This window comes from Cupriavidus sp. a3 (genome assembly GCF_051015765.1).
Classification (GTDB): Bacteria; Pseudomonadota; Gammaproteobacteria; order Burkholderiales; family Burkholderiaceae; genus Cupriavidus; species Cupriavidus oxalaticus_A.
The window spans coordinates 832,683-847,150 of the sequence record NZ_CP170644.1 but is presented as its reverse complement, the minus strand read 5'-3'; the positions used below and the strand labels follow the sequence as shown (position 1 = coordinate 847,150).

Annotated in this window: 14 protein-coding genes; 10 read left to right on the top strand and 4 right to left on the bottom strand. The window is 70.0% G+C overall.

The annotated features are described in order from the left end of the window. Window positions 1-7 precede the first annotated feature (7 nt). Window positions 8-184: a glycine zipper 2TM domain-containing protein gene (locus ACAD63_RS25715; protein ID WP_029046952.1), complete on the top strand. Its 177-nt coding sequence runs from the start codon at window positions 8-10 to the stop codon at window positions 182-184. A 121-nt stretch (window positions 185-305) separates the two neighbouring features. Here the strand turns inward: ACAD63_RS25715 and ACAD63_RS25710 are convergent, their stop codons facing one another. After that, complete coding sequence (locus ACAD63_RS25710) at window positions 306-1,136, bottom strand: glycosyltransferase family 2 protein (RefSeq protein WP_135702877.1); 831 nt, start codon at window positions 1,134-1,136, stop codon at window positions 306-308. 28 nt (window positions 1,137-1,164) lie between these two features. Further along, window positions 1,165-1,425, bottom strand: coding sequence for a phosphopantetheine-binding protein (locus tag ACAD63_RS25705; protein ID WP_133094443.1), 261 nt, complete (start codon window positions 1,423-1,425; stop codon window positions 1,165-1,167). A gap of 477 nt (window positions 1,426-1,902) precedes the next feature. Here ACAD63_RS25705 and ACAD63_RS25700 point away from each other — a divergent pair, with 477 nt between their 5' ends. From ACAD63_RS25700 to ACAD63_RS25660, 9 genes are all read left to right on the top strand, one after another. Next, window positions 1,903-2,484: an acyl carrier protein gene (locus tag ACAD63_RS25700; RefSeq protein ID WP_255519724.1), complete on the top strand. Its 582-nt coding sequence runs from the start codon at window positions 1,903-1,905 to the stop codon at window positions 2,482-2,484. A 22-nt stretch (window positions 2,485-2,506) separates the two neighbouring features. Continuing rightward, window positions 2,507-4,222, top strand: a complete 1,716-nt coding sequence (locus tag ACAD63_RS25695; protein ID WP_434034559.1) for an AMP-binding protein — start codon at window positions 2,507-2,509, stop codon at window positions 4,220-4,222. After that, window positions 4,216-5,193 (top strand): acyl-CoA synthetase, encoded by a 978-nt coding sequence (locus ACAD63_RS25690; RefSeq protein ID WP_133094441.1) that lies wholly within the window; start codon window positions 4,216-4,218, stop codon window positions 5,191-5,193. The genes ACAD63_RS25695 and ACAD63_RS25690 overlap by 7 nt, the downstream gene beginning before the upstream one ends. A 116-nt stretch (window positions 5,194-5,309) precedes the next feature. Then, window positions 5,310-5,873 (top strand): LolA-related protein, encoded by a 564-nt coding sequence (locus ACAD63_RS25685; protein ID WP_434034683.1) that lies wholly within the window; start codon window positions 5,310-5,312, stop codon window positions 5,871-5,873. 14 nt (window positions 5,874-5,887) lie between these two features. Then, the gene (locus ACAD63_RS25680; protein ID WP_434034558.1) at window positions 5,888-8,374 is read left to right on the top strand and encodes an MMPL family transporter; all 2,487 of its coding nucleotides are present in this window, start codon (window positions 5,888-5,890) and stop codon (window positions 8,372-8,374) included. Then, window positions 8,371-9,255, top strand: a complete 885-nt coding sequence (locus tag ACAD63_RS25675; RefSeq protein WP_434034557.1) for a polysaccharide deacetylase family protein — start codon at window positions 8,371-8,373, stop codon at window positions 9,253-9,255. Before ACAD63_RS25680 ends, ACAD63_RS25675 begins: the two co-directional genes overlap by 4 nt. Window positions 9,256-9,304: 49 nt before the next feature. Then, window positions 9,305-10,507 carry a beta-ketoacyl-[acyl-carrier-protein] synthase family protein gene (locus ACAD63_RS25670; RefSeq protein WP_135702881.1) on the top strand — a complete coding sequence of 401 codons (1,203 nt, stop codon included), beginning with the start codon at window positions 9,305-9,307 and terminating at the stop codon, window positions 10,505-10,507. Between the two features lie 9 nt (window positions 10,508-10,516). Beyond that, entirely contained in the window at window positions 10,517-11,341 is an 825-nt protein-coding gene (locus ACAD63_RS25665; protein ID WP_434034556.1) for a beta-ketoacyl synthase chain length factor, read from the top strand. A 70-nt stretch (window positions 11,342-11,411) separates the two neighbouring features. Then, window positions 11,412-11,822: a 3-hydroxylacyl-ACP dehydratase gene (locus ACAD63_RS25660; protein ID WP_371704068.1), complete on the top strand. Its 411-nt coding sequence runs from the start codon at window positions 11,412-11,414 to the stop codon at window positions 11,820-11,822. Window positions 11,823-11,840: 18 nt separating this feature from the next. Here the strand turns inward: ACAD63_RS25660 and fahA are convergent, their stop codons facing one another. After that, complete coding sequence (gene fahA, locus ACAD63_RS25655) at window positions 11,841-13,121, bottom strand: fumarylacetoacetase (RefSeq protein ID WP_434034555.1); 1,281 nt, start codon at window positions 13,119-13,121, stop codon at window positions 11,841-11,843. A 25-nt stretch (window positions 13,122-13,146) separates the two neighbouring features. Beyond that, entirely contained in the window at window positions 13,147-14,466 is a 1,320-nt protein-coding gene (gene hmgA / locus ACAD63_RS25650; protein ID WP_133094435.1) for a homogentisate 1,2-dioxygenase, read from the bottom strand. Window positions 14,467-14,468 lie beyond the last annotated feature (2 nt).

Genomic DNA, 14,468 nt, shown 5'->3' with positions numbered 1-14,468 from the left:
ACCCATCATGTGGAAACTCGCAGGCGCACTCCTGATAGGCGCAAGCATGGCGCTGGCTGGTTGTACCGCAGCGGGCGCAGTGGCCGGCGGCGTGGCCGGCCATGAACTGACCGACGGCAGCACGGCCGGTACCATCGGCGGTGCCGTGGTTGGCGGCGTGATCGGGCACGAACTGGGCAAGTAACTGGCCAAGTAATAGTCGCCAGTTTCGCGCGGATCGCTGATCGGACACGCGCAGGAACGGAAAGGCAGGAAGGCCGCATTGCGCGGCCTTCTTTGCTTTGGCCATTGGCCGGCGGCCGTGCTCAGCGCAGATGCCGGGGCGCCGCCTTGCCGGCAAGGCGCAAGCGCCGCCACAGCAGCACCGGCAGCCGCACCGCGCAACCCGCCAGCAGCCGCAGGTGCATCCCGGTCAGCAGCAGGTTGTCACGCAGGTAGCGGAAGTGCGAGACACCGCCTTCGCCCCGTGCAAAGTAGCGCACCGGTGCCGCCACATTGATGGGGCGCACACCGCGCCAGCACAGGCGGACCGCCGCTTCGGGATCGAAATCGAAGCGCCGCATCCAGCGCGTCTCGCGCATCACCGCGCGCAGCGGCGCGATCGGGTAGACGCGGAAGCCATAGAGGGAATCGCCGATCCCGGCCCAGAGGGTCTCGACATCGGCCCAGAAATTGGACATGCGCCGCCAGTAGACCCTTTCGCGGGGCGCGCTGGCGTCGAAAACCGGCCGGCCCAGCACCATCGCGTCCGGCTCGCGCTGCGACAGGGCCATGAACTCCGCAATCAGGTGGGCCGGATGCTGGCCGTCCGAATCCATGACCAGCACATGGGTGAAGCCCTCGGCCGCCGCGGCTTCGATGCCGTGCAGCACAGCAGCGCCCTTGCCCTGGTTGGTGGGCAGCGTCAGCACGCGCAGCGCCGGGTCGGTGGCGGCTTCGGCCCGCAGCCAGCGTTCGCTGCCATCGGTACTGCCGTCGACCACGACCCATACCGGCGCCCACGCCGCGCGCGCCGCCTGCAGCGTGCCGTGCAGGCGGGTGCCGGGGTTGTAGCTGGGGATCAGCACCAGGTGGGAACGGTGCGCTGCGTCGGCGCCCGGCGCGGGCGCAGGGAGTGGCGTGGCATGCTGGGGCATGTCGCGCTCCGGTTCCCGGGTGGCGGGGTTAGCTGGCGCGCTGCGCCGCGACGTAGCCGGCAAGGCTGCCGAGCGACGCGAAAATGGTCTTGTTGTCGGGGTTGTCCGAACGCAGTTCGACCCCGTACTTGCGCGACACCAGCAGGGCAATCTCCAGGATGTCGATGGAGTCCAGCCCGAAGCCTTCGCCGTACAGCGGCGTGTCGGCGGTGACCTCTTCCAGTCGCAGGTCTGCGATGTCGAGTTCGTCGATGATCAGGCGGGCGAGTTCGGTTTCAAGTTCGGTCATGTTGAAGCAGAGGGGGCCGCCGCGGCACGCAGCCGGTCCGGATCGTCCCGGCGCGCCGTGGGGGCCAGCCGATGCTACCAAAGGCCCCGATGGCGGGCTAGCCGAGAGAAGTTTGGTAACAACATCAACAGGGCTTTGGGGAATCCTGGCACCGCGTAGGGGGTCTTTTAAGGTATAAAGCGTTCGCTTCGCAGTCTGGCGCACACTCGCGGACTTTGGATTTCGCCGGTTTTCGGCCTCAGCCTGAAGCGCCGCTTGCTACACATGATAACGACACAAATGATGTCCTCGAGCCAATCGTCTTCCCTCCCCGCCCGTGCCCGGCCCGTCCAGGACGCACGGGTCGAATCCGCGAGTACGCCGCACGCCTCGGCCATCGGCGGCGGCCGTGGATGGCTCGTCGGGGTCGCCGGGTTCGTGATCTATGAATGCGCGCTGCATTATGCCGCGCATCGGCCGGGAGCAGAAGTCGTCGCATTGCTCCTGGGGATCCTCCCGTTCCTGGCGCTCGGTTTCCTGGCCGTGCTGCGCACCGCCGGACGCAAGCCGGCACTGTTCGCACTGGTCGCGGCATGCGTGGCGCTCTGGCTCTGGCGAGTGCCGCTGTCGCACCATTTTGGCTGGACATACCTGTTGCAGCACGCCGGCGTCAACGTGGCGCTTGGCGTGATGTTCGGCCTGACCTTGCGCGACGGCCACACCCCGCTGTGCGCACAGATCGCCACGGCCCTCCATGGCGAGCTGACGCCGGCGCACGCCCGCTATGCGCGGCGCGTGACGCAGGCCTGGACCCTGTTCTTCGCGGCCGTGGCCGGCGCCTCCACGCTGCTGTTCGTGCTGGCTCCAGTGGCGGCGTGGTCGAACTTCGCCAACCTCGCCACCCCTTTGCTGATCGCCGCGATGTTCGCTGCCGAAGCGGCATGCCGCCGCATCGCCTTCCCTGGCATGCGCCACGGAGGCCTGCTCGATGCGGTGCACGGTTACCGCGCCGTGATGGCTGCCCGGGCAGCCCGGGCCGCGCGCGCAGTGACGCCGGCCGCCACCGCCATGCCGCGCTGACGCGCGCCGCATCGCATCCGCCATGACTGCGATCCCGCTCGTCGCGCACGCCTCCCCTGCCGCCACCCTCGCGTGGGTGCAGGGCCGGCCGGTCACCGTAGGCAGGTTCCTGGCCGACGTGGCGCAGCTTGCCGCCGCGCTGCCGGCCGGCGGCCATGTCTTCAACGCCTGTACCGACCGCTATCGCTTCACCGTCGGGCTGTGCGCGGCGCTGCTGCGGGGCAAGGCTACACTTCTGCCGTCGTCGCAAACCCCCGAGACGGTGCGCCAGCTGTGCGCATTCGCACCCGATGCCTTCTGCCTGCAGGACCAGCCGGCCGCGCCGATGGCAATGCCGGTGTTCGACTACCACCAGGGCGTCGCTGCGGCCCCGGATGCGGCCGAATTCACCGACGTGCCGTCGCTTCCTGCCGACCGCGTGCTGGCCTACGTCTTCACCTCCGGTTCGACCGGCACCCCGGTGCCACACCGCAAGACCTGGGGCGCGATGGCCCGGGGAGCGCGCCACGCCGCGCAACGGCTGGGCCTGTGCGACGGGCGCGCATGGACGCTGGTCGGCACGGTGCCGCCGCAGCATATGTTCGGCCTGGAGGCCACCGTCATGCTGGCACTGCAGGGCGGCGCCGCTCTGGCGTCGGCACCGGCGTTCTACCCGGCCGACGTCCGCGACGCACTGGCCGGAGTGCCCGCGCCGCGCGCGCTGGTCAGCTCGCCGGTACACCTGCGCACGCTGGTGCACGCGGACATGGCCATGCCCGCCGCCGACCTGCTGTTGTGCGCCACTGCCCCGCTCGGCCGCGATCTGGCTGCTGCTGCGGAAGCGCTGTTCCACGGCCCGTTGCGTGAAATCTACGGCAGCACCGAGACCGGCCAGCTTGCCACCCGCCGCACCGCGCAGGAAGACATCTGGACGCTGGTGCCCGGCGTCCGGCTGCAGCCGCGTACGGCGGACGGCGCAGCAGACACCATGACCTGGGCCGAGGGCGGGCATATCGAGCAACCGGTGGCGCTCGGCGATGCCATCGAACCGCTGGATACGGGGCACTTCCTGCTGCACGGCCGCAAGGGCGACCTGCTCAATATCGCCGGCAAGCGCACCTCGCTGGCCTACCTTGACCACCAGCTCAATGCCATCGACGGCGTGCAGGACGGCGCCTTCTTCATGCCCGGCGACAGCCACGAAGGCGATGCACAGGGACACGTGGTGCGGCTGGTGGCAGTCGTCGTGGCGCCGGGCGTGACCCCGGCGGCGATCCTGCAGGCGCTGCGCGAGCGCATCGACCCCGCCTTCCTGCCGCGCCCGCTGCTGTTCGCCGAACGCCTGCCGCGCAATGCCGCCGGCAAGCTGCCGCGCGACACGCTGGCGGCGCTGGTGGCGCAGTTGTCCCGCGCGCGGGATGTCGCAGCGGCCCTGCCCGCCTTTGTCATCGACGCCGGCCACCCCGCCATGGCCGGCCATTTCCCCGGCAATCCGATCGTGCCCGGCGTAGTGCTGCTCGACCACGCCTTGCTCGCGCTCGGGTCCGCACTTGGGCGGCCGCTGGTGCCCACGCAGGCCGGGACGATCAAGTTCCTCAGCCCCGTGCGCCCCGGAGAACGGGTCGAAATCGAACACGACGCCGAGCCGGCCACGGACGGCAGCGAACGCTTGCGCATCACGCTGCGCAGCGCGGGACGCGAAGTGGCCAGCGGCACGCTGCAACTGCGCGCCGCTACTTCGGAGGGCGGGCCATGCTGACCTGGCTGTGGAAGCGGCAAGCGCCGGTGGAGGCCGCCGACTGGTCCCGGCACAAAGAGCGCAGCAACATCCCGCTGCTGCGCGTCATGACGTGGATCTCGCTGGCGCTGGGACGTCCGGCCGGGCGCGTGGTGCTGCGCCTGATCGCGGCCTATTTCACGCTGTTCTCGCCGGCGGCGCGCCATGCCTCGCGCGCCTACCTGGACCGCGCGCTGGGCCGCGAGGCCAACTGGATCGACGGCTACCGGCATGTGCTGACCTTTGCCTCGACCATCCACGACCGCATCTACCTGCTCAACGGCCGCTTCGACCTGTTCGACATCCGCCTCCACGGCGAAGACCTGCTCGAAGCCGCCATGGCGCGCGGCCGCGGCGCGATCCTGCTGGGCGCGCACCTGGGCAGCTTCGAGGTCGTGCGCGCGCTCGGCCGCCAGCATCCGGACATGGAAGTGGCCATCACCATGTACGAGGAAAACGCGCACAAGCTCAACGACGTGCTGCAGTCGATCAACCCCGCCATGCGCCAGGACGTGATCGCACTGGGCCGCTTCGATACCATGCTGCGCGTGCGCGACTACCTCGACCGCGGCTACATGATCGGCATGCTGGCCGACCGCACCCTGTCGCAGCGTGCCACCGATCCGGTGCAGCAATGCGATTTCCTCGGCGCGCCCACCGGGTTCCCGACCGGGCCGTTGCGCATGGCCGCCATGCTGCGCCGGCCGGTGTTCTTCATCACCGGGCTGTATCGCGGCGGCAACCGCTACGATGTCCATTTCGTGCCGCTGGCGGACTTCTCGCAGACCGCGCGCGGCCAGCGCGAAGCCGCGGTGCAGTCGGCACTGGACGGTTATGTGCGGCTGCTGGAGAAATTCAGCCGCAAGGCGCCGTACAACTGGTTCAACTTCTATGACTTCTGGCACGCCGGCCCGCCGCTCTCCGAGCAGCCGCCACCGGGCAACGAGCCATGAGCCATGACCTCCCGAGCGTTGTGAAAGCCTTCGACACTGATCCGATCTGTTCCGCCAGGCGCGTTGTCCGCCGGTTGCTGCCGCTGCTGCTGGCAGGCGTTGCGTTCGGCATCGCGATGCCAGGCAGCGCAGCCGCACCGCCCGCGCCTGCCGCGGCACAGGCCGCGCCCGCCTTCGGCGTCGACCAGCTGATGTCCACGCTGGCGCAGCGCAAGTCAGGCCGGGTCCGCTTCACCGAGACCAAGTACCTGGCGATGCTGGCCAAGCCGGTGCAGTCTTCCGGCGAACTGCTTTTCACCGCGCCCGACCACCTGGAGAAGCGCACCGTATCGCCCAAGGCAGAAAACATGGTGCTCGACGGCGACATGCTGACGGTGGAGCGCGACGGCAAGCGCTTTACCATGCCGCTGCAGAACTACCCCGAGCTGGCGGCCTTTATCGAAAGCATCCGCGGCACGCTCGCCGGCAACCGCCACACGCTGGAACGCTACTACAAGCTCGGCCTCGAAGGCCGCGCCAGCCGCTGGACGCTGACGCTGACGCCGGCGGACTCGCGCATGGCGGCAGTCGTCAGCCAGGTGCGCATCGACGGCAGCCAGGACGCACTGGACCGTGTCGAGATCCGCCAGGCCGACGGCGACCGCTCCGTCATGACGATCCGGCCCGCCGGCCGCCCATGAGCGCAGCCTCCGGCATGCCCCCCTCGTCCCCCACGCCACCCACGCCCCCCTCGGCCCCGCGGCGCTTCACGCTGCCCGGCGCGCGCCTGGCGCTGGCGCTGTGGCTGGTCGCGCTGCTGGCGTGCGCGGCGGTGGTCAGCCGCACCAGCTTCACCGCCGACCTGTCCGCCTTCCTGCCGCGGCTGCCGAGCGCCGAGCAGCAGTTGCTGGTCAGCCAGTTGCGCGACGGGCTGGTCTCGCGGCTGATCCTGGTCGGCATCGAAGGCGGCGACGCCGATGGCCGCGCGGCGGTCTCGCGCGCGATGGCGGCGCAGTTGCGGCGCGATCCGCGCTTCACCGCGATCCAGAACGGCGAGCCGTTGAACCAGGACGCCGACCGCAAATACGTCTACGAACACCGCTACCTGCTCAGCCCGACAGTCACGCCGGAGCGTTTCAGCGAGCACGGCCTGGCCCATGCCGTGAACGATTCGTTCGAGCTGCTGGCCTCGTCGGCCGGCCTCTTCACCAAGGCACTGCTGCCCCGCGACCCCACCGGCGAGGTCGCCGCGCTGCTGACTCAGCTCGACGCCGGCCAGCGCCCCCAGCTGCATGCCGGCGCCTGGACCTCGCGCGACGGCAAGCGCGCGGTGCTGCTGGCGCAGAGCGCGGCTTCGGGTTCGGATACGGACGCGCAGGCGCAGGCCATCGACGCAATCCGCGATGCCTTTGCCAAGGCCGCGGCAAACGGCCCCTATCAGCTCGCGATGACCGGCCCCGGAGTCTTCTCCGTCAAGTCGCGCGACACCATCCGGCACGACGTCGAGCGCCTGTCGACCATCGGCGTGGCCATCATCGTCACGCTGCTGCTGGCGGTCTACCGTTCGGTGCCGCTGCTGGTGCTGGGGCTGGTGCCGGTACTGAGCGGCGCGCTGGCCGGCATCGCGGCGGTGAGCCTGGGTTTTGGCGGCACCGTGCACGGGCTGACGCTGGGCTTCGGCACCACGCTGATCGGCGAGGCGGTCGACTATTCGATCTACCTGTTCGTGCAGTCGGCGCAATACACGCGCAACGGCCAGCGCGACAACCGCGCCTGGCTGGGCGGGTTCTGGCCCACGGTGCGGCTGGGCGTGCTGACCTCGGTGTGCGGTTTTGCCTCGCTGCTGCTGTCGGGCTTTCCGGGACTGGCGCAGCTTGGGCTGTATTCGATCGCAGGGCTCGCGACGGCGGCGCTGGTGACGCGCTTCGTGCTGCCGCAGCTGGTGCCCGCCACGCTGCACCTGCGCGACGTGACGCCGCTGGGACGCCGCCTGGCATGGCTGGCCGAGCGTGCCCACCGGCTGCGCTGGCTGGTGCTCGTACTGGTGGTCGCGGCAAGCACCGTGCTGGCGATGCATCGCGGCACGCTGTGGGGCCGCGAGCTGGCCGGGCTGAGCCCGGTGCCCGCGAGCGAACAGGCCCTCGACGCCTCGCTGCGCGCCGACCTGGGCGCGCCCGACGTGCGCTTCCTGGTGGTGCTGTCCGGGCCCGACCAGGAAAGCGTGCTGCAGGGCGCGGAGCGCGTGGCCCACGAACTCGACCCGCTGGTGGCGCAGAACTTCATCGGCGGCTATGAAAGCCCCGCGCGCTACCTGCCCAGCGACGCGACCCAGCGCGCGCGCCAGGCCAGCCTGCCGCCGCCCGCCGAGCTGGCGCAGCGGCTGCGCGCGGCCGTCGCCGGCCAGCCGGTGCGCGCCGACCTGTTCGCACCGTTCCTGGCCGAAGCCGAGCAAGCGCGCGCGGGCCCGCTGCTGCGGCGCGAAGACCTGCGCGGCACGTCGATGGCGCTGGCGGTCGATGCGCTGCTGACGCATCGCGACGGGCGCTGGAGCGCGACGCTGCCGCTGCGCGCCCCGGCCACGGCAAATGCCGCCAAGGGTAGCGGCGGCGGCGACGGCGTCGACAGTGCCGCGGTGCGCGCCGCCGTTGCCCGCGCCGACGTGCCCGATACGCTGTTCGTCGACCTCAAGGGCGAGTCCGACCGCCTCTACGCCGGCTACCTGCGCGAGGCGCTGCTGCTGTCGCTGGCGGGCCTGCTGGCGATCGTGGCGCTGCTGGCGATCGCGCTGCGCTCGCCGCGCCGCGTGGCGGCCACGGTACTGCCGCTGGCGGCCGCCGCGGTGGTCGTGCTGGGCGGGCTGGCCGCACTGGGCCAGCCGCTGACGCTGCTGCACCTGGTGGGCCTGTTGCTGCTGGTGGCAGTCGGCTCGAACTACGCGCTATTCTTCAATGGCGCTTCAGCGGGCCAGCCTGGCGCGGCCCATTCGCCGCACACGCTGGTCTCCCTGCTGCTCGCAAACCTGACGACGGTGTCCGCCTTCGGCCTGCTGGCGCTGTCGAGCCTGCCATTGCTGCGGGCGTTCGGCCTGACAGTCGGCCCCGGCGCCATCCTGGCGCTGTGGTTCTCGGCAATCCTGGCGCGGCCCGCCACCTCCGGCAATGCCGGAAATGCCGGGACCGGTCAGGCCGGGAGTACGACATGAACCGCTTTTCCGCATCCGGCGGCGCCTGGCACGACACGCCGCCAAGCCGCCCGTGGCGCCCCAGCCCGCTGCTGTATGGCGCAGCCGCGGTCCACGTGGCCGGCATCGGCGCCATGCTCACGCATCCCGGCAGCATCGTCCCCGCATTGGCAGGCATTGCCGCCACCCACGCGGCGATGTGCGCCGGCGGCTTGTGGCCGCGCAGCACGTGGCTGGGGCCAAACCTGCTGCGGCTGCCGCCGTCGGCACAGGATTGCGTAGCGCTGACCTTCGACGATGGTCCCAATCCGGCGCTGACGCCGCGCGTGCTCGACCTGCTCGACCAGCACGGCGCGCGCGCCACCTTCTTCTGCGTCGGCGAGCGCGCCGCGGCGCATCCGGCGCTGGTGCGCGAGATCGTGCGCCGCGGCCATGCGGTGGAAAACCACAGCATGCATCACCGCCTGCATTTCTCCGTTTTCGGACCGGGCCGGATGCTGCGCGACATCGGCGCGGCGCAGCAGGTGCTGGGCGACCTCACCGGGCAGGCGCCGCGCTTCTTCCGCGCGCCGGCCGGGCTGCGCAACCCGTTCCTGGAACCGGTGCTGTGCCGCCTCGGGCTCCAGCTGGCGGCGTGGACGCGACGCGGCTTCGATACCCGCTCCGGCGACATCGCGGCGCGCGTGGAACAACGCCTGACCGGCAAACTCGCGGGCCGCGACATCCTGCTGCTGCATGACGGCAATCCCGGCTTCGATCCGGCCGGCAATCCGCACTGCACGACGGTGCTGCCGCCCCTGCTTGCCGCCATCGACCGGGCGGGCCTGCGCTGCGTGACGCTGTGCGCAGCGATGGAATCAGGGCATGCCGACAGCGGTACCGGACAGTCGCCGACAAACTGACCGGCCCCGGCTTGTTACAATTAGACCACCCCCAAGATTCCGCAAAGCCTTGTCTCCGCTACTGTTTTCCCACTTCACGGCCACCAGCTGCATCGGTACCGGCGCAGACGCGACTTTGTCGGCACTGCGCGCGCGGCGTGGCGGCCTGGCTCCGTGCCAGTTTGGCGACGTGCGCCTGGACACCTATGTCGGTGAAGTACCCGGACTGGATGCGGTGACGCTGCCTGCGCACCTGTCGCACTTCGACTGCCGCAACAACCGCCTGGCATGGCTTGGGCTGGAAGCAGACCATTTCGCCGAACGCGTACGCGAGGCCGCGGCGCGCTATGGCGCGGACCGCATCGGTGTCTTTCTCGGCACCAGCACCGCCGGCGTGCTGCAGACGGAACTGGGCTATCGGCAGCGCGATCCAGATACCGGTGCGCTGCCGGCGGGCTTCCACTACGGCGGCACGCACAACCCCTATTCCCTGCCGGGCTTCGTGCGGGAGTATCTCGGCGTTGGCGGCCCGGCAGCGGCGGTTTCGTCGGCATGCTCGTCCGGCGCCAAGGTCTTCAGCTCGGCCCGGCGCATGATCGAAGCAGGATTGATCGACGCGGCCGTCGTCGGCGGCGTCGATTCGCTGTGCCACACCACGCTGTATGGCTTCAATTCGCTGGAGCTGCTGTCGGCGCAGCCGTGCCGCCCGTACGACGTCGCGCGCAACGGCATCTCGATTGGCGAGGGCGCGGCCTTCGGGCTGCTCGAGCGCGCCCCGGATGCGCCGGATGCCGATGCCATCCTGCTGGCCGGCATCGGCGAGTCGAGCGACGCCCACCATATGTCGACCCCGCACCCGGAAGGGCTCGGTGCCCGCCTGGCGATGGAACAGGCGCTGGCCAGCGCCGGCATCGCTGCCGCACAGGTCGGCTACGTCAACCTGCATGGCACCGCCACGCGCAGCAACGACGCCGCCGAGGCGCTGGCCATGGCCGCGGTGCTGCCCGGTACGCCATGCAGTTCGACCAAGGGCGCGACCGGCCATGCGCTTGGCGCCGCCGGCGCACTGGAGGCCGTGATCTGCGCCCTGGCATTGCGCCATGGCCTGCTGCCGGCCGGCATCAACACCACGCAGCCGGATCCGGCGCTGGGCGTGAACTACCAGCTTATGAGCCGCGACGCGCCGCTGCGCTATGCCATGAGCAATGCATTCGGCTTCGGCGGTTCCAACTGCAGCCTGCTGTTCGCGCGCGCGGACGCGGCGTTTCACTGAGCCAGCGCCATGCCGCAACCCGCTTTGCACCCCGTTTTTATCGAAAGCATCGGCCTGCTCGGCCCGGGCATGAGTGGCTGGGACGCAGCGCGCGAAGTGCTGGCGGGCCGCGCGTCCTACACGCACGCGCCGACCGAACTGCCGCCGCCCGCAGGGCTGCCGCCCGCGGAGCGCCGGCGCACCGGCCCGACCGTGCGCCTGGCGCTGGGCGTGGGCCAGCAGGCCGTCGCCGCCAGCGGCCTCGATGCCGCGCAGCTGCCGACGATCTTTACCTCGTCGAGCGCCGACGGCCACAATTTCCACGCGATCTGCGAAGCGCTGGCCGAGCCGGATCCGCTGATGTCGCCGACGCGCTTCCACAACTCCGTCCACAACGCCACCGCCGGCTACTGGGCGATCGCGGCCGGGGCGATGCGCACCTCCAACGCGCTGTGCGCGATGGACGGCAGCTTCGGCGCCGGCCTGCTCGAATGCGCGCTGCAGGTGGCGGGAGATGCCGAGCCCTGCCTGCTGATTGCCTACGACACCGGCTACCCCGAGCCGCTGCACAGCCATCGGCTCATCCCCGACCCGTTCGGTGTGGCGCTGCTGATGACGCCGCAGCCCACGCCGCAGACGCTGGCGCAGATCGAGGTCTCGCTGACGCAGGCCGGCGCCGATACGATGCCGGATGCCGCGCTGGAAGCGCTGCGCAAGTCGGCACCGGCCGCGCGCGCGCTGCCGCTGCTGGCCGCCATCGCACGCGGCGACACCGGCACGGTGGTGCTCGATTACCTCGACAGGCTGCAGATCCGGGCCAATGTGGCCAGCCTCGGCACCGTGACCAGGGCCTGACGCCGTGAAGCTGCCCGCCTTCGTGCGCGACCGCGACTGGATTGCGGCGCGCATTCCGCACCAGGGCACGATGTGCCTGCTCGACGGTGTGCTGGACTGGGATGAAAACGTGGTGCGCTGCGTGTCCGGCACGCATGCGCGGGCGGACAACCCGCTGCGGGCGCAGGGACGGCTCGCGGCGGTCTGCGGCATCGAATACGCGGCACAGGCGATGGCCGTGCACGGCGCGCTGCTGGCGGCGCAGGAAGACAGCCCTTCGCGCCCGCGCTCCGGCTACCTGGCGTCGGTGCGCAAGCTCGAACTGCTGGTGGAGAGGCTGGACGATATCGACGCGCCGCTGCTGGTCGAAGCGCGGCGCGTCAGCGGCGAAGGCGCCAGCGTGCTGTACGCCTTCACCGTCAGCGCGGACGGGCGGAGCTTGCTGTCAGGCCGGGCAGCGGTGATTCTCGATGCCGCCCGGCATGGCTCGCACGCCGGCTGAAGTGCCGGCAGACGACCCTTAGCGAGCGGGCAGGATCTTGCCCGAGACCGTGCCGAAGCCGACGCGGTAGCCCTCGCCCTGGCAGTAGCCGGTCATGATCACGCTGTCGCCGTCCTGCAGGAAGCCGCGCTGGCTGCCGTCGGCCAGCGTCACCGGCTCGGCGCCATTGCGGGTCAGCTCCAGCATGCTGCCGTAGGAGTCCGGCGTGGTACCCGAGATCGTGCCCGAGCCCATCAGGTCGCCCACGCGCACATTGCAGCCCGACACCGTGTGGTGCGCCAGCTGCTGTGCCATGGTCCAGTACATCGCCTTGAAGTTGGTGCGGCAGATCGTGCTCGGCGCGGGCGCTCCTTCCGGCTGCAGCGAGACTTCCAGCGCAATGTCATAGGCGTTCTTGTCCTGCTGCTGCAGGTACGCCAGCGGCTGCGGCGATTGCTCGGGATTGTCGCGGCGGAACGGTTCCAGCGCGTCCATCGTCACCACCCACGGCGAGATCGAAGTGCCGAAGCCCTTGCTGTTGAACGGCCCCAGCGGCACGTATTCCCACTGCTGGATATCGCGCGCGCTCCAGTCATTGAGCAGCACCATGCCGAACATATGCGCCGACGCGTCGGCCGTGCTGACGGGCTCGCCCAGCGCCGACTCCTTGCCGACGATAAAGCCCATCTCCAGTTCGAAATCCAGCTTGCGGCAGGCGCTGAACACCGGGCGCGCTTCGTTCGGCAGCTTGATCTGGCCGTTCGGGCGATGCAGCGGCGTGCCGCTCACCACCACCGAACTGGCGCGGCCGTTATAGCCGATGGGGATTTCCAGCCAGTTGGGCAGCAGCGCGTTGTCCGGGTCGCGGAACATGCGGCCGACGTTGGTGGCGTGTTCCTTCGACGAATAGAAGTCGGTGTAGCCGGGGATGTCGACCGGCAGGTGCAGCGCCGCGGCGGACATCGGCACCAGCGCCTTGTCGCGCAGCGCTGCGTTGTCGCGCAGCGCTGCGTTGTCGCGCAGCGCTGCGTCTTCGCCGGACAGCAGCGCGGTCAGGCGCTTGCGGGTTTCGGTCCAGGCGGGCTTGCCGAGGGCGATGAAGCGGTTCAGGGTCGTTCCGGCGAAAGCGCCCTTTGCTGCGGCGGGCAGAAGGCCGGCATCATCGAGCGCGGCCAGGTCAACGATCTGGTCGCCGATGGCGACGCCGACGCGCGGCGACTGGCCTTTGACGGAGAACACGCCGTAGGGCAGGTTCTGCAGCGGGAAGTGGGTCTGGCCGTCGTTGGCGCTGTCGATCCAGCTGGTTTGGGGGGCGGTCATTGGTTCACTCCAGGATTTGTCGGGTTCAGCGGACGTTCGGGTTGAAATGCTTCTTCAGGCCTTGCCAGCAGGTGTAGTACTCCTGCTGCAGCGAGGCCGACTGCGCCGCGTACGGCGTCGGGCGGATCACGCCCGGCGTCTCGAACATGAACGCCATGGTGTTCTCGATGTGGTGCGGCGTCGAGGTATCGGCGGCGCTGGCCTTCTCGAAGGTCTCGGCATCGGGCCCGTGGCCGCTCATGCAGTTGTGCAGGCTGGCGCCGCCCGGTGCGAAGCCCTCGGCCTTGGCGTCGTAGACGCCGGTGATCAGGCCCATGAATTCGCTGGCGATATTGCGGTGGAACCAGGGCGGGCGGAACGAATCCTGCATCGCCAGCCAGCGCGGCCCGAAGATGACAAAGTCGATGGTGTCCACGCCCGGGGTGTCCGACGGCGATTGCAGCACCAAAAAGATCGACGGGTCCGGGTGGTCGAAGCTGATCGAACCGATGGTGTTGAAGCGGCGCAGGTCGTACTTGTACGGCGCGTAGTTGCCGTGCCAGGCCACCACGTCCAGCGGCGAATGGCCGATCGCGGCGCGCCACAGGTTGCCCTGGAACTTCGCCACCAGCTCGAAATCGCCCTCGCGGTCTTCATAGCTGGCCACCGGCGACAGGAAGTCGCGCGGGTTGGCCAGGCCGTTGGAGCCGATCACGCCCAGGTCGGGCAGCTTGAACAGTGCGCCGTAGTTCTCGCAGATATAGCCGCGCGCCTCGCCATCCGGCAGCTCCACGCGGAAACGCACGCCGCGCGGGATCACGACGATCTCCTGCGGTTCCACTTCCAGGCGGCCCAGCTCGGTCACCATCAGCAGGCGCCCTTGCTGCGGCACGATCAGCATCTCGCCGTCGGCGTTGTAGAAGAAGCGGTCCTGCATCGACTGGTTGGCCAGGTACAGGTGGATGCCGCAGCCGCTCATCGCTTCCGGGCCGCCGTTGCCGGCCATGGTGACGATGCCGTCGACGAAGTCGGTCGGCACCGACGGCATCGCGGGCGGGCTCCAGCGCATCTGGTTGGGCGACGGCGGCACCTGGTCGAAACGGCTCAGGAAACGCGACTGCTCGACCAGCGTGAACGGCTGGTGCATCGACGCCGGGCGGATGCGGTACAGCCACGAGCGGCGGTTGTGCGCGCGCGGCGCGGTGAAGGCGCTGCCGGACAGCTGCTCGGCATAGAGGCCATAGGGCGCGCGCTGCGGCGAATTCTGGCCCACGGGCAGCGCACCGGGCAGCGCCTCGGTGGCGAATTCGTTGGCGAAGCCGGACATGTAGCCGTGCTCGGCGAGCTGGGTGTGCGTGAGGTTCATGG